This window comes from Trichocoleus desertorum AS-A10 (genome assembly GCF_039962155.1).
In the GTDB taxonomy this organism is placed as follows: domain Bacteria; phylum Cyanobacteriota; class Cyanobacteriia; order FACHB-46; family FACHB-46; genus Trichocoleus.
On sequence record NZ_JAMPKN010000005.1, the window covers coordinates 170,190 to 192,601 of the forward strand.

The window sequence follows — 22,412 nt, forward strand, 5'->3', positions numbered from 1 at the left end:
ACCAGCCCATAATAATTAATGTGATACTGCTATGTCTCTACTAAACATTTAGAACATTTAAAAAATCTATGTTCATCAATCCTAGGATTGAATAAAATCACAATTTCCTATAAGTTTTTAGATTCAACTTCGTATTTTTTCTTACAAAAACCACCTACCAACTTAGTGTTAGCAGGCAGTTTTTTAAAGCAGATTAAAACGCAAAGCTCAAAAAAGTGTTTTAGCCAAAATAGGAATCTGGCAGAAATTGCAAGATTCAAGACTTACGACTCTGGTTTACTTGGGCTAACGGGTACTAGCTTATAAAGCATTTCCTCAGCTGGCACATCAATACTATCTTTGGGAGATTCCATGATGTCTTCAGACTGGTGCTTGATACTGTCTAAAGTACTTTTGACGGTGGTGTTAACATCTTCTGCCGTGCTTTTGACAGAATAAAATGTGTCTTTCACAGTACCGTTTACACCCTCAGCCGCATCTTTAACTGCATCTCCAACATCGCTGACCGTATCATTCACGCCCATAGCAACTGACTGCACGGCATCGCCAACTCCTTTAACCGTATCGTTGACCCCTCTAGCCGCATCTTTAGCGGCATCGCCAACATCTTTAACGGTCTGATTGATTCGACTGACTACACGCTTATTAGTTAAAGCACCAGCAATGCCGCCTACTGTAGCGCCTATTAAGGCTCCAATCATCACTTTTACTAAGCTACTAGTGCTGTCTTCCTCTTCAGTTAAAAGCTGATCGCTATTAGTCACTGTTATCACCTCCTTGGTTGCTCATTACAACGGTTTACTATTAGATCTCAGATGAATTCTTCTAAATACCAGTTGAACTAATGCTGGAATCAAAAGCATCAGTTGAACTAGCAGTGGGGTCAAATACTGGGTCAATGGGGCTAACATATCCACTTTCAATGCTGTCAAACTTTTGACTTGTGGATATTGCGTTGTCCTTAACCATCTCTTTACTTTGCTCTGCTACATCAGTAATTGATTGCTTAGCAGATTCACTAGAAACTTCAATGGAATGTGCTGCGCGTTGGATCGTTTCGTTAACGCCTTCGGCTGTTGCTTGCACTACATTTGCTGTCGCCATTCCTGCTTGCTTAGCGCCTTCAACAATACCTTTGGCTGCATCGGAACTACCACCAACCACAGCATAAGTTACACCTTCACCGACGCTCTTGGCTGCGTCTCCTACGCCTCTCGCAGTTTGACCTAAGCCTTCACCGATTGTCCTAAAAGCATTACTAACGCCTTTGATGGCATGATTAACACCTTCAGAGGTTTTTCTACCCGCTAGAGCGCCAGCCAATGTGCCTAGTGTGGCACCAATTAGTCCGCCTACTAAGGCTCTAGACAAGGCGGGGCTCATTGCTTTATCTACAGATTTGGCTTCCGTGGAAGGGCTATAGGTGACTGGCTCTTTTGGCACTTCAACTGCTCTATAATCTGCGCTTCTTTCTGTTGTGCCAGCGTAGGGTTGTGCGGTGCTTACAGAAGAAATATTCTCCTCAGGCTGAATTACAGATTGATAATTGTCTGCCATTACAACTGCTTCCTTTTTGGTGTCAAAAACTGTATAAAATTCGTTTAACGCCTGCCTAGAAGATGCACCCAAAATATTGCTTTATACAGCTTTAAGCAAAACTTTTTACACCTTCTAAAACCAAGCGTTGTTAGCGACAATTTAACAATAAGCAGTAAGTACTTAACTAATCTGCAGGGATAGATAGTATGGGCGGCAGCCTATCTACAGGCATAGATAGTGACTGTGATTAACGATGCAGCCTGACTTAACTCAGTTCTAGAATCAGCCAAAATGAAGTTGTCAAATTAGTGTAGGTAACCATTAATAATGAGGTTTGATTATTTCTAGCCTGCTGCTCTTAATGCCAATTCCGGAAATCAGGCTACAAATGATTGGCTGTAGGCGAACGGCCGTTCGCCCCTACGAATATCTGTAAATAGAATTCGGAGAATTGGTATTAGTACGTCTATTACTCTGATGAGATACTAAAAGATTGCCCTTGAAGCTATACTCAGAAGGTACTTTTAGCCATCTTCAATAGCTGAAATTAGGAGTATTTCAATTACTTCAATCAATATCGGCTTAGCAAAGCAGAGAAGTTTTACCTCACCCTCAATCTGCTAATTTAAGCACCAAGGCGATCGCTAAAATCTAGTTATGTTTAGCTACCTGTAAAGTGATCGCTGTTCAAATAAAAAGTTTCTGTGACATTTTAATGAAGGGAAGTAGAGAGTTTTAAGCTTTCCCTCTACTTCTAAATACGTCTTCTGTGGTTACACAAAAGTGCTTATCTTTTTAAGATTAAGCTTTTAAGATTAAGCAAGGTATTTATCTAGAGCGTTGGTGAACTCTGCATAGGGTTTAGCGCCTACTAGCGTTTCTGCTAATTCGCCTTGCTTAAAGATCATGATGGCAGGAATACTGCGGATGCCAAACCGCTTAGCCACGTCCTTGTTGGAGTCAAGATCTAGTTTGCAGACCTTCGCGCGATCGCTATAATCTATTGCCAGTTGATCGACTAAAGGGGCAACTAGTTTACAAGGACCGCACCAAGTAGCTGTACAGTCTACTACCAACAGTGGCTCGCTCTCTAAAAGCGTATTGAACTCAGTTTCGCCTTGAATATACGCAGCAGTCATAAGATTCTTGCAAAGATATGATTGTCCCACAGTTACGCTACGAAAAGCGAACCTGATCTATGGTTGGTATTTCTTGGTCTACGCTGATTTTGGTGGCAATTTTAATTGGGTTGGGGATTGCTTTAGTGATTTGGTTCTTGGGCAGACAATGACGAAACGCGATCGCATTAGTAAGCCTAAGGTTCTAGTAGGACTGACGTTGAGCTAACTCAGCCACAGCCATCACAAATTCATTAAACTCTAGCGGCTTGGAAAAGTACTTCTGAAACCCGACAGCTAACGCTTTGCTGTTTACTTGTTGGTCTAATAGCTTGGTGCTGTAATTAGTGATGGCGATCGCAGGAACAGCTTGTATCCTTTTTTGGTTCCCTAAAGCTCTTACCTCGGCTAAGAGCGACCAGCCATCTGTATCAGGCAACCGAATATCAGTAATGAGCACGTTGGGAACAAAGCATTCCATTGTTTTGAGCGCTTCGTAGCCCGACTTCACAGTGATGACTTGAGCCCCATACTGTTCCAGGACAAAAGTTAGCAACTCAGCAGTATCTGGCTCATCTTCTATCAGCAGCAACCATAAATCTGCTAACGGTAATGGCTGCTCAATTGTTTTTTGGTCTGCGGATCTGGACATAGCAGAACTGAAAAGCCCCTACTGACGCTGATTAGGAGCTATGAGAATAACTCCTGCTAAATTAATGGATTGCGATGTTATCCAGGAAGCCCCTAAGGAGTGGAAATACCATGAAGTTGGAAAGTGATATATATCACTCTTATGACCTGTGTGATTCAATCCACTTGTCCGACCAGTTACCGTGAAGTTTTTGGTTTTACCAGGGTTGCGATCGCTTGAATGAGTTCATCCGGTTCCACAGGTTTAGCCAAATGCTTTTGGAAGCCAGCTGACAGGGCTTGTTTTTGGTCAGAATCAGCAGCGTAAGCGGTGAGGGCGATCGCGGGAATGGGTTCCTCCAGATCTTGATCAATGGTTCTGACTTGGCGAATCAGCCGATAGCCATCCATTTCGGACATACCAATATCACTCACCAACACATCTGCTCCTGACTGGCGCAAAACCGCCAATGCCTCACTTGCGGAGGCAGCTAGCTTCACCTCAGCCCCTGCTTGCTTGAGGACTGTGCTGGCTAAGGTTCTCATATCGGCCTCGTCATCTACCACCAGGACTCTAATGCCCTCTAAGCTCGTTTCTTCTGAAACTAAGAATGGCTGAGGCTCTGTTTCGGTCGCGGCTTGCATCATGGGTAGTCGCACAGTGAAAGTTGCTCCCAATCCTTCGCCCAGGCTGTCTACTTGTACTGTACCGCCATGCAACTCAACGACTTGACGCACGATCGCAAGACCTAGACCCAAGCCACCAAACTGCCGAGTCGTGCTACTGTCCGCCTGCCGAAAATGATCGAATACATGAGGTAGAAATTCTGGGCGAATGCCTCGGCCTGTATCAATCACTTGAATCTGGGCATAAGGCGCGATCGCCTCTAAGCGCACTTCTACGTTGCCGCCAGCAGGCGTAAACTTGACCGCATTCGATAATAAGTTCCACACGACTTGCTGAAGTCGGTTGGCATCTCCCGCCACCAACCCCACCCATTGATCTAGCTCCGCGTGAATCTGAATCGACTTTGCCGTTGCGGCTAACCGCACTGTTTCGATCGCCGATTGAATGGTTGTCGCTAGGTTCACGGTGGCGACATTTAAGCTCAACTTACCTTGCAGAATCCGAGAGACATCGAGCAAATCTTCTACAAGTTGGGCTTGTAGCTTAGCGTTACGTTCAATCGTTTCTAGAGCTTGATCCGTTGTTTCTGGGTCAAATTGGCGAGTGCGTAGTAACTTGGCCCATCCCAAAATTGGGTTCAGGGGCGATCGCAACTCGTGGGACAACACCGCCAGAAACTCGTCTTTGAGCTGGTTAGCCGTTTCTGCTTGTTCGCGGGCGGTTTTTTCTCGATTCAGTAGTTCGGTTCGTTCCACCTCCACTCGCTTACGAGCTTCAATGTCAATGGCCGTGCCCACCCATTTGATAATGCGTCCTGCTTGGTCATGGGCTGGGCCTAGGGAAGCCAGATACCAGCGATATTCTCCGGTGGCTGAGCGCATTCGGTACTCAATCTCGCAGGGAGCGCCTGTTTTGCTTGCTTGCCGCCACTGTCGTCTTGTGTGAGCGTAATCCTCTGGGTGTAGCGCTACTTCCCAGCCGCAGCCTAGAGTTTGGGCTTCACTCAAGCCAGTGTAGTTGTACCAATAGCGATTGCAGTATTCAACTTGTCCTTCTGGGTCTAGAAGCCAAACAAACTGTGGCAGCGCTTCTGAGAGTAATCGATATTGCTCTTCACTTTGGTACAACGCCTCTTGTTGTCCGTTCAGCGTTGAAACCAAGTAGCGCAGAGATTGCGATAGTTTGGCTAGCTCGTCTCGCCCCTCCAAGAGCGGAATTGGTACTCGTTGGTCTCCTTGTCGCATCCGATTGGCGATCGCGGCAATTTCCAACATCGGATCAACAATGCGGCTGGCACTGAGCCAACTGAGGAGCGCAAACCCAACGCCACAGATTAACCCCAGTCCCAAAATTTGCCTTTGCAGTTTGCGAGCAGGGGCTAGCGCTACCTCTGCTTTTTGCCTCACTAGCACGAGCCAGTCCAAACCGGGGTAATCTCGATACCCTTGAGCGCGAGCAAATCCAGTTAGAAATTTTCCTTCCCCTGCCCAAGATTCAAGCAGATAGTCATTCTGGTTCGCTTGCACCTTCTGCACACTCGGTACGGTGAGGGTTTTGCCTTGCAAAGCATCTGGTCCCAGTAAGACTTTGCCGTCAGTACTCAGCACAAAAATTTCGACTTGGCTATGCTGTCCCAGCGGCTCCAGCAAAGACTTCTTCACTTCCTCAGCCCAGGCCCAACTAAGATGCGCTGCAATCACGCCTTGAAACTGCCCCTGCTCACTGAGCACCGGAGCTGCTAAGTCGAGAAATCTTAAAGGTTCGCCATTCGGATGTGGCAGCAGCTTAGCCAGCATGACGGCATCGTGAACATCGCCCACAAAAGTTTTGTTGCGTCCCTGCTGAAACACATCCCTCGAAGCAACACTAACCCCTTCGAGAATGCCGCCTGTGCTTGTAAGTACGTTGCCCTGAGGATCGATCAGCGCAATCCAGGCGTAGTCAGAAAAGGTGGATTGCAACTTTTCTAGTAGCGATCGCCGAGCTGGTTGCGAATAAGTTGCCTCTCGAATGGGTGGCAGAGCCGCCAAAATTTGGATCTCGCGGTAGCGCTCAAACATGCCGCGATCAAGCTTGTCGGCCATTTGATAAGCCAACTCGGCCAGAGATTGCCCCTGAGTATTTTGTAGCTGCACACTCGTGGTATACCCTACCAACCAGCTCAGCAAGATTGATAGCAGCAGCACAATGCCACCTGTTGCTAACCCCAATCGAGCTTGAAGGCTACGAGAAGGATTCAATTGAACCCAGCGGCTAGGAAAAGTCATCTAAAACCACAGCTATCAACAGCAATGTACCTACTAGGCTAATGAAGATTAGCTGAGTTAGCAGAAATCCAGCTAGATCTCTTTATCTCAAAAAAAGGCCATAAATCTGCCCCAAAGCCAAAAAGCACAGCAAAATCCCCTCTAGTCTGGTCATCAACGAGCACCAATCCGGAGGGGCAATAGAAGTTATGCAGTTGTAAGTGATGCAGGAGTATTAGTGATGGCATGGGGCGATCGCGACTTCCCCATCATTTAGCGGCACTATGCAGCACTATTTAACGGAAACAGCATCTACATCAACTGTGCTGGAACCACCAGAACCAGTCGCAGAAGCATTATTGGTGTACTCGAAAGCTTCATCTGACTCAGTAGGCTTAGAGGCAGACTTCAAGCGGGCGGTTAGCATCTGGGAGACTTCACCGATTAGGAGGGTCAGAATGACGGTATCGTCAATCCAACCAATCACGGGGATAAAATCGGGCGCAATATCAATCGGGCTGAATAAATACAGCAACGAGCCGAGAATAATCCACCAACGATATTTGGGGTTCCGGATGGTGTCGCGGTACCAGTTGTAAACGGATTGAATAGAGAAGTTCATAAGCTTGCCTTTGAAGTTATCTTGATTTTGGCAAATTTTGCATAGAATTTCTGGTGTGGATATCTGGTGCATCCGGTCGGCAAGCTCTACTTAAAAACTCTTTTAATTTTCTAGAAACTATTTCAGCGGGCGATCGCTCTTTACTTCTTGGCACCAATTGCAGGTACCCTGTAGAGAAAATGCTGGCTTGAGGAATGCACGGAGGCAGGAAATAACTGTGAATATTGCAGAGCTATTTCAGAAGGGCGGAATCGCAATGTGGCCGTTGCTGGTCTTGTCGATCATTGCTCTGAGTGCCATTATTGAACGCTTGTGGTTTTGGTCTCGCATCTTGACCCAAGAGAAAGAAATAGTAGAACGGGTGATGGATGCAGCACCGCATGATTGGGGTAAAGCTGCCGACTTAGCTAGAAGAGCTGACGACCAACCCGTTGGGCGTTTTCTCTACGCGCCTCTAAAACTACAAAACCCTGACCCAGAGTTATTTAAGCTGGCGTTGGAAGCCTCTGCTGATGAAGAATTGGCCTCCATGCGTCGCGGTGACAAAGCGTTGGAAGCAGTGATTGCGCTCTCTCCGCTCTTAGGACTTTTAGGGACAGTCGTGGGCTTGATCCAATCGCTACGATCGATTCGGATTGGTGACATTGGTACTGCTTCTACAGCAGGGGTTACCAGTGGTATTGGTGAAGCGTTGATTAGTACAGCCGCTGGCCTAATTGTGGCAATTTTGGCGTTGGCATTCTATCGACTATTTCAAGGTCTGCTGTTTAATCAAGTGAAACTATTTCGAAAAGCTGGTAACGATTTAGAACTCCTCCACCGCCAGCAATGGCTGGAAAGAAAAGGAGTTTCGCCTTTGGTAGGTAGTGGGACTCCCACCTATCCTTCTACTGCGGAGACAAGAACGGATACTCCTAACCTGACTGACTATTAAGTTTGCTGCCCCTATTTTCACAAGGTCATGAAAATTAACCTGGAGTCTCCCAGCGAAGAAGTTCAAATCCAGATTATTCCGCTGATTGATGTCATCTTCTGTATCCTGACATTTTTCATCTTGGCAGCTCTGCAACTGACGCGACAGCAAGCTATCAACGTGGACCTACCCCAAGCGGGTACTGCTGCTACCCAAATGCGTCAGATGTTGGTGGTCAGTATCGATTCGGTCGGGCAGACTTACATCGACCAAAATCCGGTGACGGAGGCTGTACTTTATCAGCAACTTTTGGGCTATCAACAAACCAATCCTGACGGCATGATTGTGCTGTATGCGCCCAAAACCGCAATTTATGATGATGTGGTGCGGGTGCTGGATTTGCTGCGCTCGGTGGGGGGCGATCGCGTGGCTTTAGCGACCTTACCTGGTACTCCAAATCCTGCTGGAAATCAGACAAACCCTGCCAGTCCTACTTTGCCTGGTGTTGCTCCACTTCCCGGTGGAGCGCCGTTGCCTGGTGCCTCACCCTATCCATTAAATCTAGAGCCGCCAGGAGCTAATCCATCTCCCACGTTTAATCCCAATGTGCAGCTATTCCCCACTCCGGGGCAGGTGCCCAATGGTGCTGGGTCCAATGGTGCTGCGCCAAGTGGTACTGGAGCGAATGGCGCTGGGCCAAACTCAACAGGTACCTTGACTCAACCGATCGCACCTGAAGCGGCTCCCCAGTAAAACGCCCAAAGCATCTTTGCTTCCCCTTCCCTATTAAGGAAGGGGACTGAGCGGTTAGGTGCTCTAAGCAGGAACTTGGATTTTTTGGCTACCAGAGAGGTTGAAAGCGGCGTGGATGGCTTGGAGAGCAGTCGTGCCTTGGTCTTGAGCCACAACACAACTGACTTTGATCTCGGAGGTGGCGATCATTTGGATATTGATTTGGTGCTGAGATAGCGCCTCAAACATCTGGGCGGCGATGCCTGGTTTGCCCACCATGCCAGTCCCGACAATGCTGACTTTAGCGATCGCAGAGTCTACGACAATCTCACCACAACCTAGCTCAGGAGCAGCTTTCTCTAGAACAGCGCGGGCAGCCTCGGCATCAATTTGCGCCACAGTGCAGGCAATATCGCGGGTGCTGGCTCCGTTGACCACTCGACAGCGCTGAGACTGGATGATCATGTCTACACTGATGTTTTGCTCAGCCAAGATTTGGAAGATTTTTGCGGCCATGCCAGGGCGATCGGGGACGTGTCGGATGGCGAGACGCGCTTGATTCAGGTCTAGAGCCACACCCCGCACTGGGGGTTCGTCGGGAGTATGAACTTCCACGGCTGGCGTGAGCTTGGCGGAGGAACTATGAACTTCAAAGGTTTCGCATAGAGCGGCAATGGCGCGATCGCAATCCTCCGCATCGATCACGCAGCTCACTTTCACCTCTGAGGTGGAAATCATCTGAATGTTGACGCCTGCGGCGGCCAAGGTAGAAAACATTTGCGCCGCAACCCCAGGCCGACCAATCATCCCTGCTCCAGCGATACTGACTTTGGCAATTTGGCGTTGCACCATGACATCGGCAGCATCCGGCCCTAGGCCAAGTTGTGCGCCCAAAGCGGGTACGATCGCGGCGGCTACAGCTTCAGCTCGGTTTAAAGAGTTCTTGGTGACAGTGAAGGCGATGTCGTTGGAGTTGCCCTCATGAATAGATTGAATAATCAGGTCTACATCTAGGTCTTGGGTAGCAATCTCGCCAAACAAACGGGCTGCAACTCCAGGGCGATCGGGAATGTGCAGCAAAGCTACCTTAGCTTGGTCGGTGTCGAACTCCACGCCATCCACGGGACGAGCCAGTTCTAAGTTTTCCAGGGGGCGAGGTTGCGGTGTGGGTGAAACAACTTTGGTGCCAGGCTCCTCTGTCCAGCTAGAGCGCACGACCAAAGGCACGCCATAATTTCGGGCAATTTCTACTGCGCGAGGATGTAGAACCTTGGCTCCTAAACTTGCCAGTTCCAACATTTCGTCGCAGGTAATTTCAGTCATCAGTTGCGCGTCTGGCACCAAGCGCGGATCGGTGGTCAAAATGCCAGGGACATCGGTGTAAATTTCGCAGACATCGGCTCGGAGGGCTGCCGCTAAGGCCACCGCTGAGGTGTCGGAACCACCCCGACCCAAGGTCGTAATTTCTAGTTCTTCGCGACTAGCAACCCCCTGGAACCCTGCCACAACCACAACTTTTCCTGCTTCTAGTTGGCGTTGGACGCGATCGGGCTGAATGTGTAGAATCCGGGCACGACTATGTTCGGCTTCGGTGACAATGCCCACTTGTGCCCCCGTCATGGAAATGGCAGGCTGACCGAGTTCTTGAATCGCCATACTAAGCAGGGCGATCGAAACTTGCTCCCCAGTCGAGAGCAGCATATCCATCTCCCGCCGATTGGGTTGAGTCGAAATTTCGTGGGCTAACTTGACCAAACCATCGGTGGTTTTTCCCATTGCTGAAACCACCACCACCAAGGAGTTGCCAGCTTTAACTGCCTTTACCACTCGCTGAGCAACTGCTTGAATGCGTTCTACCGAACCAACAGACGTTCCACCGTACTTCTGGACAATCAGCGCCATGACCCTTCCCCTACAACCCTCCCACTCTGCTGTGAACAGTTGTAGCGTCAAATCTGTCAGGGAGCAGGCAGGTACTAATAATTAAATTAACCTAATAAACTTATCAGAATGGACTGGGCCGAAACAGCAAGATTGAGAATAAACCTTACAAGTTTTTCGGCAACGCTAGCCAATAAGAATCGAAACCAAACAATTTTTACTCCTAGGAACGATGTATATTCGACCTCAGAGGTGCTTAGATAGCATTCAACTAGCCAACTTCTAGACCGCATTAAAGGAGATCATCTTTGAAGTCAGCGTCCTCGCCACAAAAGATCCTCGCTGTACTGAATGGGAAGGGCGGAGTTGGCAAGACGACTACAGCAGTTAATCTGGCAGCAGCATTCTCAGACAAGTATCGGGTGTTGCTAGTGGACTCAGACCCGCAACATTCTGCCAGTTGGTGGGTGGAGCGGAGTGAAAAGGGCATTGGCTTTGATTTAAGACGCGAGACAGATGCCACGCGCCTCGCAGACCTGCGAAAAGTAAAAGGTTACGAGTTAATTGTGGTTGATACGCCACCTGCGCTTGGTTCGGATGCTTTAGCAGCAGTGGTGCCAGCGGCAGATTATCTTGTACTTCCGAGCCCTCCTGCGCCAATGGATTTAACGGTGTTGATTGAAACAGTGAAAACGGCGGTGATACCTACGGGCGTAATGCACCGAGTGCTGTTGACCAGAGTTGATCCGCGCAGTTTGGCAGAAGCGCTAGAAGCTCAAAATACCTTGCTAGAGTTAGGCATCCCTGCTTGTAATGCTTTCATTCGAGCGTATAAAGCTCATGAGCGCGCAGCTTTAGATGGGGCATCTATTATGCAATGGCGGGGCAAAAATGCTCGTGAGGCTGAGGCAGACTACCGTCGAGTTGCAGAAGAGATACAGAGAGACTGGAGGAAGTGATGGTGAAGAAAGGCTTGGGCGATTTGCTGCGAGAGGAGGCTCAGAAGTCCCTAGAATCAGAAGTAGTTGGAACTGTTGAAAGGAGTCAGGAGTTGGTGCAAACGTCCCACGATACCCCTAATAATGCCGAGCCCGCCTCAGCACAGACTGTAGATGTCAAGGCTCAACCTGTTGCCGCTCCTGAGCAGCCTGAAGATACGGCGGCTAAATCTAAGCGTGGTTCTAGTGCAGGTGGCAAATCCACCCCTGCTAAAGCTGCTGCTACAAAGCAGGCTACTAGTAAGGCGAATCACAGTGATGATGATGCTAGCCCGAAGCCAGCTACAGGTAGCACTTCAAGCTTAGAAGCCACGATCGCAGAGTTACGCAAAGATTTAGAAGCGGCTCGGAAAACTGAAAAGTCCTTATTAGACAAAATTACTGCCATCCAAACAGATTTGGATGAGCAAAAGTCGTTGTCTCATAAGTTGCAGACCGAAGTGAAGCACAGCAAGAAGCTGGAGTCTGAGTTGGAGGAAGCCAAGAAGGTGATTCTGCAACTGACTGAATCCAACGCCAAGCCAGAACCCGCAGCTAAGTCAGAACCCCCAGCTAGGGCAGCACTCGTACCAGCACATAGGGCAGCAGCGAAGAAGGAACCTGCTAAACCCCAAAGTGTACAGTTGGCAAGGGTGCCTCAGTCTCCTGCACCTGATTCAGGCAACCGAGACTACCGATCGCACCGCATTGTGCTGCAAGAGCGCATTCCTCAACACTCGATGCACAAGCACTATCCTAGCAAAACCACTTCTGATGCTGACCTTGGTTGGTTTGACTAAAAGCTAATTCGTAATTGAATTAATCACAGGCGATCGCTCTTTAAACAGGGGCGATCGTTTTTTATTGAATCTCCTGGGCGATCGCCGTAGTCTTCTCAAGGTGCTCAGTTAGGCGATCGCGAACTTCCAAGAAATCCTGCCTAGATAGGTTTTTTGGTGTTCATCCAAGTAGCGAATGAGGGGCGAACGGGCAACAGACCTCTCCCTAAATCCCTCTCCTAAGAGGCGAGGGACTTTGAAACTCCAGCTACCCTTCCCTGTAAGGAAGGGGCTGGGGGTTAGGTTTTGCTAATGTAAATGCGATCGCAAAGCTGGCATCAAATATTGGGTCAGCGTAAACGCATCAACCCCTAACTCTGTGCGTTCCTGAGCCGCGAGAATGCCTGCCTCGGCGTGCCACCAAACCCCCGTTTGCACTGCTGCCTCGACCGGGGCTGACTGCAACACATCTTGCGCCAATAGTCCTCCAATTAAGCCTGTCAGCACATCACCACTACCACCCCGTGCTAAGGCAGGTGTACTGGCTGGGTTGATCCAGACTGTGCCAGTTGGATTCGCGATCGCCACTCGCGCACCTTTCAGCAACACCACCGCTCCAGTTTGCTGAGCTGCTTCTCGAACTGCGATCGCTCGATTCGTCATTTCTTCAGCAATGGCTGGAAATAGCCGCTTAAATTCTCCTAAGTGTGGCGTAAGAACGGTGGGAGCTTGACGTTGAGTCAGCGTTGGGATGGTGCCTGCTTGAGCCAAGACATTCAAGGCATCGGCATCTAAAACTAAAGGGCGATCGCTAGCTATGACTCGCTCAACTACAGCACTGGCATCCATTGTTAAACCGGGACCACAAGCGATCGCATTGTAAGAGTTCAGTTCTACGCTTTCAGGTAGCTGAGCGATCGCGCCACTGCTAGTTTCAGGACAATCAATAATTAGGGCTTCGGGTAACTGAGCGGAGAGCAATGGCTTAATTGACTCTGGGACTGCGACAGAGAGCATGCCCACACCACTAGCTCGTGCTCCTAATGCCGTCAGAATCGCTCCGCCTGTATAACGACGGGAGCCGCAGATGGCTAGTAAGTGCCCCATTTTGTATTTGTGACTGGTGGCGGAGCGAGGTAGCGGTAAATTGGCGATCGCGGTCTGCGGGGTAATTCGATGGATGCGCGGAGAATTGGTCAGTACTGCCTCAATATTCGCTAGAGGCAAACCAAAATCAATTAGCTCCGCAGTCCCGACATACTCCAAGGCGTTGTCTTGCAGTAACCCTAGCTTCCATAACCCCAAACACAGCGTTTGGGTAGCCCGAATCGCGGTGCCTAAAACGGCTCCTGTATCGGTGTGCAGACCAGAAGGTAAATCAATGCTCACGACTGGCACTGACCACTGGTTGATCTGATTCACGACCTCAGCGATGGAGTCCGAAAGCGATCGCTCTAGCCCAAATCCAAACAAGCCATCAATCAACCAATCACAGGATTGCAGTGCTTCTATCTGGTCTACCAGGGCAATGCCCAAACTCTCGGCATACTGAGCGTGCTGCTGGGTTAACTCTTTCAGCTTGGAAAATGGGCGATAAACGACCACTGCATAGCCTTGCAAGTGCAGCTCCCGCGCTACGACTAGGGCATCTCCGCCGTTATGCCCTGGCCCCACCAGCACCCCAACTTTTTGATGACTAGAGAGTGGATATAGCGCTTGCACTCGTCGCGTGATCAAGCCAGCTACTTTTTCCATCAGTGCCGCCACAGGCATACCCGCCGCAAATACCCGTCCCTCGATCGCCCGCATTTGCTCGGCAGTCACGACAAACTGCTGAATTTGCTCTAGCCTGTTTTGTCCTGGAACCACAGTGCTATTCCCCCACCCACTGATTCAAGCGATCGCTAGCCAGCTTTAGCGTCCGTAGTAAACTCGCGCATTGTTAATGCCGAAATCTTTGACATAACGGTTCCAAGAATTGGCAGCATCCCAATTGGTGAAAGGCCCCACCGCAATGTGCTGCCCTCTCGGCTTTTCTCGGGGAATCACGTTCACCCGTAGGTCGCCTGCTAGCCGTTTCACTTGATCTCGAATGGCGGCAAGTTCTCTATTTCCCGCTGGAACCACCACATAATAGCCCTTCGGCTTGGCTGATGCTGAATTGCCACTACCACTGCCAGAAACTTGGGCAACTTCAGCGCGAATGCCTTGGTCTTGCAATGCCTCGGCTCGCCGTCTAGCGTTCGATTGGTCGATAAATTGTCCCACTTGGATGACTGTACGGCCTCGATATTCTTTGCGAAAAGCCTCTGGCTCGACTCGTCTCACTTGGTCCAGCATTAAGGGGCTATTGCCATTCACAAAAACTAGATAAGTTTCTGAGGGCAGCGCACGGATGCTAGGCGATGGCGCGGTGACTGGAGCAGCGCTATTTGGAAAAGGAGCGGGGGCTGGCTCTAAGGTGGGTAGGGTAGGATCACGGGGCACAATCACCGAAGGAAACTGATCAGAGGGTGCGGGTGGGGCTTCAAAATTAAATTCCTGCGCCACCACACTGGCTTTCGGTTCAGCCGCGATCGCCCCATTAACTACCAGCGCTAGTCCACCTTGGCATAGCAACATTGCTAAGGGTGCCGCCGCCCAACTCCATCGGGGTTGGGTTCCAGGTTTTAATTCACCCACAGATAACCGCAGTTCTTGAGTAGATTTCTTAGATCTGTTGCCTGAATGAATGGTCATAGCGATCGCAACCCTAGTGATATTTCCTAATACTTTTGACGATAAAAATTTGCGGTTAGTGTAACACGGAAAAAGCGCTATCTCTTGACAAGCTCTGGGCAAGAGAATGTTAGCCTAGGAGAGTTAGCTTACTCTCAGCAGTATTGGCAGTCCATGAATAAAGTTGTGGTAGGACTCTCCGGTGGAGTTGATAGTTCCGTTACAGCCGCCATCCTCCACCAGCAAGGCTACGAAGTCGTTGGCATGACCCTATGGCTGATGAAAGGGAAAGGCCAATGCTGCTCCGAGGGCATGGTGGACGCTGCCCGAATTTGCGAGCAATTAGAAATTCCTCACCACATCGTCGATATCCGAGACACCTTCCAAACCTACATTATTGATTACTTGGTGTCGGGTTATAGCGCTGGAATCACACCACTACCTTGCTCTCAATGCAACAAAGCCGTGAAGTTTGGGCCGATGCTACAGTACGCCCGCGAGAACTTCGGCATCGATCGCATTGCCACCGGGCACTATGCGCGGATCACCGTTGATGAAGCCACTGGACGTTACCAACTGCGCCGAGCGGTCGATCGCAGCAAAGACCAAACCTATTTCTTATACGACCTGAGCCAAGAAATTCTGGCTGGGGTGTTGTTTCCGCTGGGTGAGCATCCCAAAACTGAAACCCGCCGTATCGCCGCAGAACTGGGTCTCTACACCGCTGAAAAGCCCGAAAGCCAAGACCTCTGCCTGATTGAAGCCCACGGTTCTATGCAGAAGTTTTTGGATCAGTACATCACGCCGCAAAAAGGCGACATTGTCGATCAAGCAGGGCGGGTACTGGGCCAGCATGAAGGCGTACATCACTACACCATCGGTCAACGCAAAGGCTTGGGGATTGCTGCGGCTCAACCCCTCTATGTGATTGGCCTAGATGCAGGACGAAATCGGGTGATTGTGGGTGAGCGCACAGAGGCACAGCATGCAGAATGCACTGTGCAGCGGGTGAATTGGGTCGCGATCGCCGCCCCGACCACTCCGATTCGTGCAGAAGTTCAGATTCGCTATCGCTCGCCTGCGGTCCCTGTGACGGTGATTCCGCTGGATCAGGATGGTAGCGATCGCGTCAAGCTGGTGTTTGATGAACCTCAGTTCAGCGTCACCCCTGGTCAAGCCGCAGTTTGGTACGACGGAGATGTGGTACTCGGTGGCGGCATCATCGAACCCCTAGAAGCTCCAAATTCATAACGGCCTACCAACTGCACTCCGCCTTCTGGCTCCCCTCTCCTGCTGGAGAGGGGGCGGGGGAGAGGTCCGATTTACTCGCGGGTCCAAGCCATCAGCGTGGGTTCCCAGTTAGCAATTTCTTCCTCTTTGAACCAGAGGGCAATTTCCCGCTGAGCGGTTTCGATCGCGTCAGAACCGTGGATCAGGTTACGGCCAATGTTGATCCCGAAGTCACCGCGAATCGTACCAGGCTCAGCGGCGAGGGGGTTGGTTGCACCAATAATCTTCCGAGCAGAGGACACTACGCCTTCGCCTTCCCACACCATTGCCACAACGGGTCCAGAAGTGATGAACTCGACAAGACCAGCGAAGAAGGGTCTTTCCTTGTGGACATCGTAGTGCTGCTCGGCCAACTCGCGGCTCACATTGAGGATCTTGAGGCCAACTAAGGTAAAGCCTTTGGTTTCAAAGCGACGAATGATTTCACCGACTAATTTCCGCTGCACACCATCGGGCTTAATCGCCAAAAATGTCCGTTCCAAGGGGTACTCCTGATATTTCATCAACTGTTACAACGTCCAGATTACCCCAGAAAGTCTCTGCCAGAAGGTGAGGCTGAAAGTGCGCTAGATGATCATTTAGCATCAGATGAATGCGCTAGACTGGCATTCGAAGTTAAGTCTGATTTTGCCAGCAGCGAGTCAAAATCAGGCTTTTCTTTTGTCTAGGAGGATACTCAGAGGGTAAGACAGGATGGGTGGACGGCCAGCAGCAAAATCCGGAATGGGGAAAGCCGCTAACGATGGCGCTAACAAAACTCAGCTAGACAAAAGCCACGCTGAACCAGAACCATTGAGTTTAGCGAAGCCAACAGAAACTTTGAATCTCCGTAAATCCTGGACGATTGAAGATAGCGAAGAACTCTATCGCATCCAGGGTTGGGGAGAGCCTTATTTTTCCATCAATGCTGCGGGCCACATTACGGTGTCTCCCAAAGGCGATCGCGGCGGTTCTCTGGATTTGTTTGAGTTGGTGACTGCGCTTAAACTCCGAAACCTAGGCTTACCGCTACTGATTCGCTTTTCTGATATTTTGGAAGACCGCATTGAGCGCCTGAATGCTGCTTTTGGCAGGGCGATCGCGCGGTACAACTACCCCGGTACTTACCGGGGTGTGTTTCCGGTCAAGTGCAACCAACAACGGCACTTAGTTGAGAGCTTGGTCAAGTTTGGTAAGCCGCATCAGTTTGGTTTAGAGGCAGGTTCCAAGCCAGAACTGATGATTGCCCTGGCAACCCTGGATACACCCGGAGCTTTGCTGATTTGCAACGGCTACAAAGACCGCGAGTATATTGAAACGGCGATTCTAGCGCAACGCTTGGGCCAAACCCCGATCATCGTGCTGGAGCAAGTCGAAGAAGTGGCGTTGGCGATCGCAGCAGGACGCAAGCTGGGCATTCAACCGATTCTGGGCGTGCGGGCCAAGCTGAGTGCCAAAGGGATTGGACGCTGGGGCAGTTCGGCGGGCGATCGCGCCAAGTTTGGCCTCACCATTCCGGAAATTCTCCATGCGGTTGAGCAACTAAAAGCTGCTGATATGTTGGGTTCCCTGCAACTGCTGCATTTCCACATCGGCTCCCAGATTTCTTCGATCAATGTCGTCAAAGATGCGATTCGCGAAGCCAGCCAAATCTATGTGGAACTGGCGCAGCTCGGAGCCGACATGAAATATATTGACGTGGGCGGCGGTCTGGGTGTGGACTATGACGGGTCCAAAACCAACTTCTACGCCTCCAAAAACTACAACATGCAGAACTATGCCAATGATGTTGTAGCCGAGATCAAAGAAACCTGTGCCGAACGTAACCTGCCTGTACCCACGATTGTGAGTGAAAGTGGTCGAGCGATCGCCTCTCACCAATCTGTCTTAGTCTTTGATGTTTTGGGCACCAGCGAACCGCCGTCAGAAACGCCAGAACCCGCCCGCGAAGATGAGCATTTGATCATTCGCAATCTGTACGACACTTACGCCTCTATTACTGCTGAGAATTACCAAGAGGCTTACCACGACGCCACGCAGTTCAAAGAAGAAGCGGTGAGCTTGTTTGGCTTTGGCTACGTCAGCTTGACCGAGCGAGCGAGAGCTGAGCGCTTGTACTGGGCCTGCTGCGAAAAGATTTTGGAAGTTGCTCGCCAGCAAGATTATGTACCGGATGATCTCGAAGATCTAGAGAAAATCATGGCCTCGATCTATTACATCAACTTGTCGGTGTTTCAGTCAGCTCCCGATAGTTGGGCGATCGATCAACTCTTTCCGATCATGCCGATTCACCGCTTAAACGAGGAACCGACTCGACGGGCCACGTTGGCTGATTTGACTTGTGACAGTGATGGCAAAATCGACCAGTTTATTGACTTGCGTGATGTCAAATCTGTTTTGGAGCTACATGCCCTCAAACCAGAGGAGCCGTATTACTTAGCCATGTTTCTGGGTGGGGCGTACCAAGAAATTATGGGCAATCTGCACAATTTGTTTGGCGACACGAACGCTGTGCATATCAGCCTCACACCCAAAGGCTACCGGATCGAGCATGTGGTGAAGGGTGACACGATGCACGAAGTTTTGGGCTATGTCCAGTACGATGCCGAGGACTTAATCGAAAACATTCGCCAGCAAACCGAACACGCCCTGCAAGAAAAGCGCATCACGTTAGCAGAGTCGCAACTGCTGCTACAAAACTACGAGCGCAGCTTGAGCGGCTACACTTACCTTTCTTCGTAGTTTGGTGTAACTGGCTCATTCATCTTCAGGAGTTTGAAGTGGGGCACTCTTTAGGGGTGCCCTCACTTTTGGGCGATCGCCTGCCCAACGTAACCCCACACCAATTTAGTGAAGTACTAGAATAAGATTCATTCTCAATCGATTAGAATAAGATCGATTCTCATTTTCTTGGGGCTACCTGCTCTATCACTGCTGTCTCTGAGGAGAAGCTGTCTTGCATATCACCATGCGATCGCTTTTACAAAGTCTGCCACTGCTGCCTTTGTTGGTGCTTATGGGCTGTAGTCAAACTACCTCAAGCTCTCCTGGCGCTGAGCTATCCCAAGGTGAGGGGCAGTCGGATCGGGTGCAGGTGATGACCACCTTTTTGCCCATGTACTTGTTTACCAAGGCAGTCACAGGGGATGCGGCAGATGTAAAAGTCTTGATTCCTCCTGGGACTGAAGTGCATGAATACCAGTCGAAACCGGGGGATGTGCAGGCGATCGCGCAGGCAGATGTGCTGGTCGAGAATGGCTTAGGGCTGGAATCTTTCTTACGAGATACCATCAAAAGTGCTCAGAATTCTAAGCTAGTAGTGGTTGACACAAGCCAGGGGATTCAACCCATTGGTGCAGCGCCTACAGAGGAGCATGGACATACAGAGGCAGAGCCTGGAGAGTCCAATTCAGCAGGCACAGCCGCTCATGCTCATGCAGAAGGTAATCCGCATGTTTGGCTCGATCCGGTTTTGGTAAAGCAGCAAATTACAAATATTCGCGATCAGTTAATTAAGGTTGATCCACCCAATCAACCCACCTACACAGCCAATGCCGCGGCCTATCTCCAGCAACTTGATACGCTTCATGGGGAGTTTCAGCAAACTTTACAAAAGTATCCCAACTGCACTTTTGTCACGTTTCATAATGCTTATCCCTACTTGGCACAGCGGTATCAGTTGCAGCAAGTCGCAGTGGTGGAGTTACCCGAAGATAACCTTTCGCCCAGGGAAGTGCAAAATGCGATCGCAACGGTGAAGCAGTACAAAGTAAAAGCATTATTTGGTGAACCGGGAACTGACAACAAGCTGCTGCAAAGCTTGGCCCAAGACTTAAATCTCACTTTGCAGCCCCTCGATTCCCTAGAAGCTGGATCCTTGGACCCACAGTATTACTTCACCGCGATGAAGAAGAATCTCCAAACTCTCGAAGCTGCATGTCAGTAGTATTGATGAATTCCGATCAACCTCATTTCGACTTTGAGCAACAGTATCACCCAGATCTGTCCCAGGCTGAAGGGAGCTGGAGCGGCCCCATCTTGCAGATTGAGCACTTGATGGTATATCAGGGACAACATCCAGCGGTGCAAGATGTCTCCTTTGAGTTGCAACCTGGAACGGATACGGCTGTAGTAGGGCCAAATGGGGCAGGGAAGAGTACTTTAATTCAAGCCATTTTGGGCCTGTTACCTCGTAAGCAAGGCACGATTCAGATTTTTGGGCGTCCGTTATCTCGCTTAGGAAATTTACGGCATCAAATTGGCTATGTGCCTCAAAACTTTGTGTTCGATCGCAGTTTCCCGATCTCGGTGCATGAGTTAGTCGGGTTAGGCTGGGTAGATCTGCAAACGTCAGCTTCCCCAACTGCAACGCCCATAGAAACTTGGTTGCGGAGTCTGCAAACTTTAGCGAGCAGAGGCGATCGCCATCAAAGACGACAAAGCGCGATCGCTCAAGCGTTACAACGAGTGGATGCGTATCACCTACGCCATCGGCCGATTGGCACCCTAAGCACCGGACAACTGAAGCGAGTGTTGCTGGCGTACTGCCTCGTGATGCCTCGCAAACTTTTGGTCTTGGATGAAGCTTTTGCTGGCGTAGATGCTCAAGGAGAGGCAGACTTTTATGCCTTGTTACACCAACTCAAGCAAGAACAACAGTGGACTGTGCTGCAAGTGTCTCACGATCTAGATATGGTTAGTCGCCACTGCGATCGCGTGTTATGTGTCAATCAACGGCTGATCTGTCATGGGCAGCCAGAGGTCGCCTTATCTCCACAAAATCTCCTGGCTGCCTATGGACCCGCTTTCAGTCGATACCAGCATAATCATTAGGTTTTTCCGGCGATCGCTCACCTAAATAGGATCTTCTAAATATGTAATATTAATTACAACCTATCAACTGTAGGCCCTTTATTGTTGAACTCATAGGTGGACGTCAAACTCCTAAACTTAGGGTTTGCTCCTAATTCCTTAAGCCGGGTATGACTGGGACATGGCTTTGCTATGTCCTTCAATTATTATTTTTAGTTTTCGCTTCGGTAGCAGCTCGCAGGCGATCTCCCTCCAAAAATCTGATTAGCTAACCAGCCGCTTCATGGTTCAGATTTTTAGCACTTCTACTGAGATCAAGAATCCTGCCTGGAAAACCACACAGGATTGAGGACTGCTATATAAGCAATTATTTGATTAATTTCTGTGCCGCTTTGCGAACAAAACGCTGAATTTTAGCAGCCGGGCTAGGAGGCTTTAATTGAGTAGGTTTTTGCTCTGGCTCTTGGAGAAAGCGGTAGTGCAAAAAGATATCCTTGTAGGGAATATCTGCATCTTCTCCCTTGGCTAAACGGGCAAAGTCAGAGGACGCATAACCCATGTAATGAATCCGGTGAATCGGCTTAAGTCCTTGCTCGTTGTAGAGAACATTGTCCACATTAGTAAATGGGTCAACATTGGCGCAGTTACCTGTGCGGTCTTGCCCATTTTGACTGAGCGTGAAATTAAATAATGGGCGATCGCATCGTAGCGTCATGTAGTTAAACAAAAAGGCATCGTCCCACCAGCCTTGACCGTTCACCCAAGCGGCTTCGCCTTGATTCACCAAGCGGTCCTGCAGGATGGCGAGTTCTTCAGCGCCAAAGATGCCATATTTCGACCCCCAGAAACTGGAACAGTGTAGTTTCGGTCGAATATCTGCTGCTGTAAATAAACCCGTTTGCTCGATCAAAGAAATATCTAGAGCTGTATGAGGAGCTGATTTGGCATGTTCCCAGTCATCAAACACAAAATCATAAGTCTCTAGCTGCTGCCAAACATTCGTGAGCGGCTTCATGGCTAAGCTATCGCCGTCAAAGAAGACAAATTTATCAAAAATTCCTTCAAAGGCGACAAACTTACGGTGTAGCCCTCCGCCATACCAACGAGAATGCTTTTGCTGGGTGCGTTGAGCTTCTGGATGCACCCTAACAAACTCTTGAGCAAATTTTTCCCAGCGAGCAATGGCTAACTCATCGGTAAACAAAGTCACATTGGGGCGGCTGGCGATCGCTTGTTGACAACGCTCCAAACGCTGGTCAAATGGAATCACACAGATGGGAATGTCGGAACCTACATTAGCGTCAATGCTGTTTAGCAACGCAATGAGCTGGTCATAGACCACATCATTGGCAAGCGTATAAATTCCAAAGGGTTGTCTTTGCTGGCTCATATTTCTGTATAGAGAGGTAGCAACAGTCACTCTTGGCAAATTTAGGCTTTTTAACCGAAGTTAGTTAATTCTACTTACGACTTCCCAAACATTTGTTAAGTTCCGGATATAAATATCGAACAATCAAGCCTGATGATGAAGTTTCTAGGAATTGATTT

19 protein-coding genes are annotated in these 22,412 nt (G+C 49.5%); 8 read left to right on the forward strand and 11 right to left on the reverse strand.

The window, feature by feature from the left end; genetic code table 11:
* Window positions 1-263: 263 nt before the first annotated feature.
* The 6 genes from NDA01_RS10430 to NDA01_RS10455 form a co-directional block, all read right to left on the reverse strand.
* A complete protein-coding gene (locus tag NDA01_RS10430; RefSeq protein ID WP_348227887.1) occupies window positions 264-764 on the reverse strand; it encodes a hypothetical protein in 501 nt (166 codons plus the stop codon).
* A gap of 61 nt (window positions 765-825) precedes the next feature.
* Window positions 826-1,557: a hypothetical protein gene (locus NDA01_RS10435; protein ID WP_348227888.1), complete on the reverse strand. Its 732-nt coding sequence runs from the start codon at window positions 1,555-1,557 to the stop codon at window positions 826-828.
* 797 nt (window positions 1,558-2,354) lie between these two features.
* Window positions 2,355-2,678: a thioredoxin gene (trxA, locus tag NDA01_RS10440; protein WP_348227889.1), complete on the reverse strand. Its 324-nt coding sequence runs from the start codon at window positions 2,676-2,678 to the stop codon at window positions 2,355-2,357.
* A 184-nt stretch (window positions 2,679-2,862) separates the two neighbouring features.
* Complete coding sequence (locus NDA01_RS10445) at window positions 2,863-3,309, reverse strand: response regulator (RefSeq protein ID WP_190562637.1); 447 nt, start codon at window positions 3,307-3,309, stop codon at window positions 2,863-2,865.
* Between the two features lie 176 nt (window positions 3,310-3,485).
* Entirely contained in the window at window positions 3,486-6,182 is a 2,697-nt protein-coding gene (locus tag NDA01_RS10450) for an ATP-binding protein (RefSeq protein WP_348227890.1), read from the reverse strand.
* Window positions 6,183-6,453: 271 nt separating this feature from the next.
* Window positions 6,454-6,783, reverse strand: coding sequence for a YkvA family protein (locus tag NDA01_RS10455; protein ID WP_190438198.1), 330 nt, complete (start codon window positions 6,781-6,783; stop codon window positions 6,454-6,456).
* Between the two features lie 217 nt (window positions 6,784-7,000).
* On the opposite strand from NDA01_RS10455, the gene NDA01_RS10460 reads away from it, so the two are divergent.
* Window positions 7,001-7,717 (forward strand): MotA/TolQ/ExbB proton channel family protein, encoded by a 717-nt coding sequence (locus NDA01_RS10460; RefSeq protein WP_190555340.1) that lies wholly within the window; start codon window positions 7,001-7,003, stop codon window positions 7,715-7,717.
* A 27-nt stretch (window positions 7,718-7,744) separates the two neighbouring features.
* Entirely contained in the window at window positions 7,745-8,449 is a 705-nt protein-coding gene (locus tag NDA01_RS10465; protein WP_348227891.1) for an ExbD/TolR family protein, read from the forward strand.
* Between the two features lie 63 nt (window positions 8,450-8,512).
* On the opposite strand, the gene NDA01_RS10470 is transcribed toward NDA01_RS10465, so the two are convergent.
* Window positions 8,513-10,330, reverse strand: coding sequence for an aspartate kinase (locus NDA01_RS10470; protein ID WP_190438188.1), 1,818 nt, complete (start codon window positions 10,328-10,330; stop codon window positions 8,513-8,515).
* A gap of 287 nt (window positions 10,331-10,617) precedes the next feature.
* Here NDA01_RS10470 and NDA01_RS10475 point away from each other — a divergent pair, with 287 nt between their 5' ends.
* Together NDA01_RS10475 and NDA01_RS10480 are read left to right on the forward strand one after the other, a co-directional pair.
* Window positions 10,618-11,268, forward strand: coding sequence for a ParA family protein (locus tag NDA01_RS10475; protein ID WP_190438185.1), 651 nt, complete (start codon window positions 10,618-10,620; stop codon window positions 11,266-11,268).
* The gene (locus NDA01_RS10480) at window positions 11,268-12,086 is read left to right on the forward strand and encodes a hypothetical protein (RefSeq protein WP_348227892.1); all 819 of its coding nucleotides are present in this window, start codon (window positions 11,268-11,270) and stop codon (window positions 12,084-12,086) included. Before NDA01_RS10475 ends, NDA01_RS10480 begins: the two co-directional genes overlap by 1 nt.
* Window positions 12,087-12,374: 288 nt before the next feature.
* On the opposite strand, the gene NDA01_RS10485 is transcribed toward NDA01_RS10480, so the two are convergent.
* Both NDA01_RS10485 and NDA01_RS10490 read right to left on the reverse strand, forming a co-directional pair.
* A complete protein-coding gene (locus NDA01_RS10485) occupies window positions 12,375-13,934 on the reverse strand; it encodes an NAD(P)H-hydrate dehydratase (protein WP_348227893.1) in 1,560 nt (519 codons plus the stop codon).
* Window positions 13,935-13,979: 45 nt separating this feature from the next.
* Window positions 13,980-14,804 (reverse strand): SPOR domain-containing protein, encoded by an 825-nt coding sequence (locus NDA01_RS10490; protein WP_348227894.1) that lies wholly within the window; start codon window positions 14,802-14,804, stop codon window positions 13,980-13,982.
* A gap of 153 nt (window positions 14,805-14,957) precedes the next feature.
* Between NDA01_RS10490 and mnmA the strand changes: the two genes are divergently transcribed.
* On the forward strand, window positions 14,958-16,034 hold the full coding sequence (gene mnmA / locus NDA01_RS10495; RefSeq protein ID WP_190562621.1) for a tRNA 2-thiouridine(34) synthase MnmA: 1,077 nt from the start codon (window positions 14,958-14,960) through the stop codon (window positions 16,032-16,034).
* Window positions 16,035-16,105: 71 nt separating this feature from the next.
* Here mnmA and ndk read toward each other — a convergent pair whose 3' ends face one another.
* Window positions 16,106-16,576: a nucleoside-diphosphate kinase gene (gene ndk / locus NDA01_RS10500; RefSeq protein ID WP_242016992.1), complete on the reverse strand. Its 471-nt coding sequence runs from the start codon at window positions 16,574-16,576 to the stop codon at window positions 16,106-16,108.
* A 190-nt stretch (window positions 16,577-16,766) separates the two neighbouring features.
* On the opposite strand from ndk, the gene speA reads away from it, so the two are divergent.
* The 3 genes from speA (at window position 16,767) to NDA01_RS10515 (ending at window position 20,885) form a co-directional block, all read left to right on the forward strand.
* Complete coding sequence (gene speA / locus NDA01_RS10505; protein WP_348227895.1) at window positions 16,767-18,794, forward strand: biosynthetic arginine decarboxylase; 2,028 nt, start codon at window positions 16,767-16,769, stop codon at window positions 18,792-18,794.
* 214 nt (window positions 18,795-19,008) lie between these two features.
* Entirely contained in the window at window positions 19,009-19,998 is a 990-nt protein-coding gene (locus NDA01_RS10510; RefSeq protein ID WP_431193365.1) for a metal ABC transporter substrate-binding protein, read from the forward strand.
* A 5-nt stretch (window positions 19,999-20,003) separates the two neighbouring features.
* Complete coding sequence (locus tag NDA01_RS10515; protein ID WP_431193366.1) at window positions 20,004-20,885, forward strand: metal ABC transporter ATP-binding protein; 882 nt, start codon at window positions 20,004-20,006, stop codon at window positions 20,883-20,885.
* A 346-nt stretch (window positions 20,886-21,231) separates the two neighbouring features.
* Here the strand turns inward: NDA01_RS10515 and NDA01_RS10520 are convergent, their stop codons facing one another.
* Window positions 21,232-22,254, reverse strand: coding sequence for an Npun_R2821/Npun_R2822 family protein (locus tag NDA01_RS10520; RefSeq protein WP_348227896.1), 1,023 nt, complete (start codon window positions 22,252-22,254; stop codon window positions 21,232-21,234).
* Window positions 22,255-22,412 lie beyond the last annotated feature (158 nt).

What these genes read in the sequence shown, in the direction of transcription:
- NDA01_RS10515 (WP_431193366.1), top strand. Translation starts at nt 20,004, where the DNA reads ATGAATTCCGATCAACCTCATTTCGACTTTGAGCAACAGTATCACCCA.
- trxA (WP_348227889.1), bottom strand. Translation starts at nt 2,678, where the DNA reads ATGACTGCTGCGTATATTCAAGGCGAAACTGAGTTCAATACGCTTTTA.
- NDA01_RS10455 (WP_190438198.1), bottom strand. Translation starts at nt 6,783, where the DNA reads ATGAACTTCTCTATTCAATCCGTTTACAACTGGTACCGCGACACCATC.
- NDA01_RS10435 (WP_348227888.1), bottom strand. Translation starts at nt 1,557, where the DNA reads ATGGCAGACAATTATCAATCTGTAATTCAGCCTGAGGAGAATATTTCT.
- ndk (WP_242016992.1), bottom strand. Translation starts at nt 16,576, where the DNA reads ATGAAATATCAGGAGTACCCCTTGGAACGGACATTTTTGGCGATTAAG.
- NDA01_RS10520 (WP_348227896.1), bottom strand. Translation starts at nt 22,254, where the DNA reads ATGAGCCAGCAAAGACAACCCTTTGGAATTTATACGCTTGCCAATGAT.
- NDA01_RS10465 (WP_348227891.1), top strand. Translation starts at nt 7,745, where the DNA reads ATGAAAATTAACCTGGAGTCTCCCAGCGAAGAAGTTCAAATCCAGATT.
- speA (WP_348227895.1), top strand. Translation starts at nt 16,767, where the DNA reads ATGGGTGGACGGCCAGCAGCAAAATCCGGAATGGGGAAAGCCGCTAAC.
- NDA01_RS10445 (WP_190562637.1), bottom strand. Translation starts at nt 3,309, where the DNA reads ATGTCCAGATCCGCAGACCAAAAAACAATTGAGCAGCCATTACCGTTA.
- NDA01_RS10450 (WP_348227890.1), bottom strand. Translation starts at nt 6,182, where the DNA reads ATGACTTTTCCTAGCCGCTGGGTTCAATTGAATCCTTCTCGTAGCCTT.
- NDA01_RS10480 (WP_348227892.1), top strand. Translation starts at nt 11,268, where the DNA reads ATGGTGAAGAAAGGCTTGGGCGATTTGCTGCGAGAGGAGGCTCAGAAG.
- mnmA (WP_190562621.1), top strand. Translation starts at nt 14,958, where the DNA reads ATGAATAAAGTTGTGGTAGGACTCTCCGGTGGAGTTGATAGTTCCGTT.
- NDA01_RS10470 (WP_190438188.1), bottom strand. Translation starts at nt 10,330, where the DNA reads ATGGCGCTGATTGTCCAGAAGTACGGTGGAACGTCTGTTGGTTCGGTA.
- NDA01_RS10490 (WP_348227894.1), bottom strand. Translation starts at nt 14,804, where the DNA reads ATGACCATTCATTCAGGCAACAGATCTAAGAAATCTACTCAAGAACTG.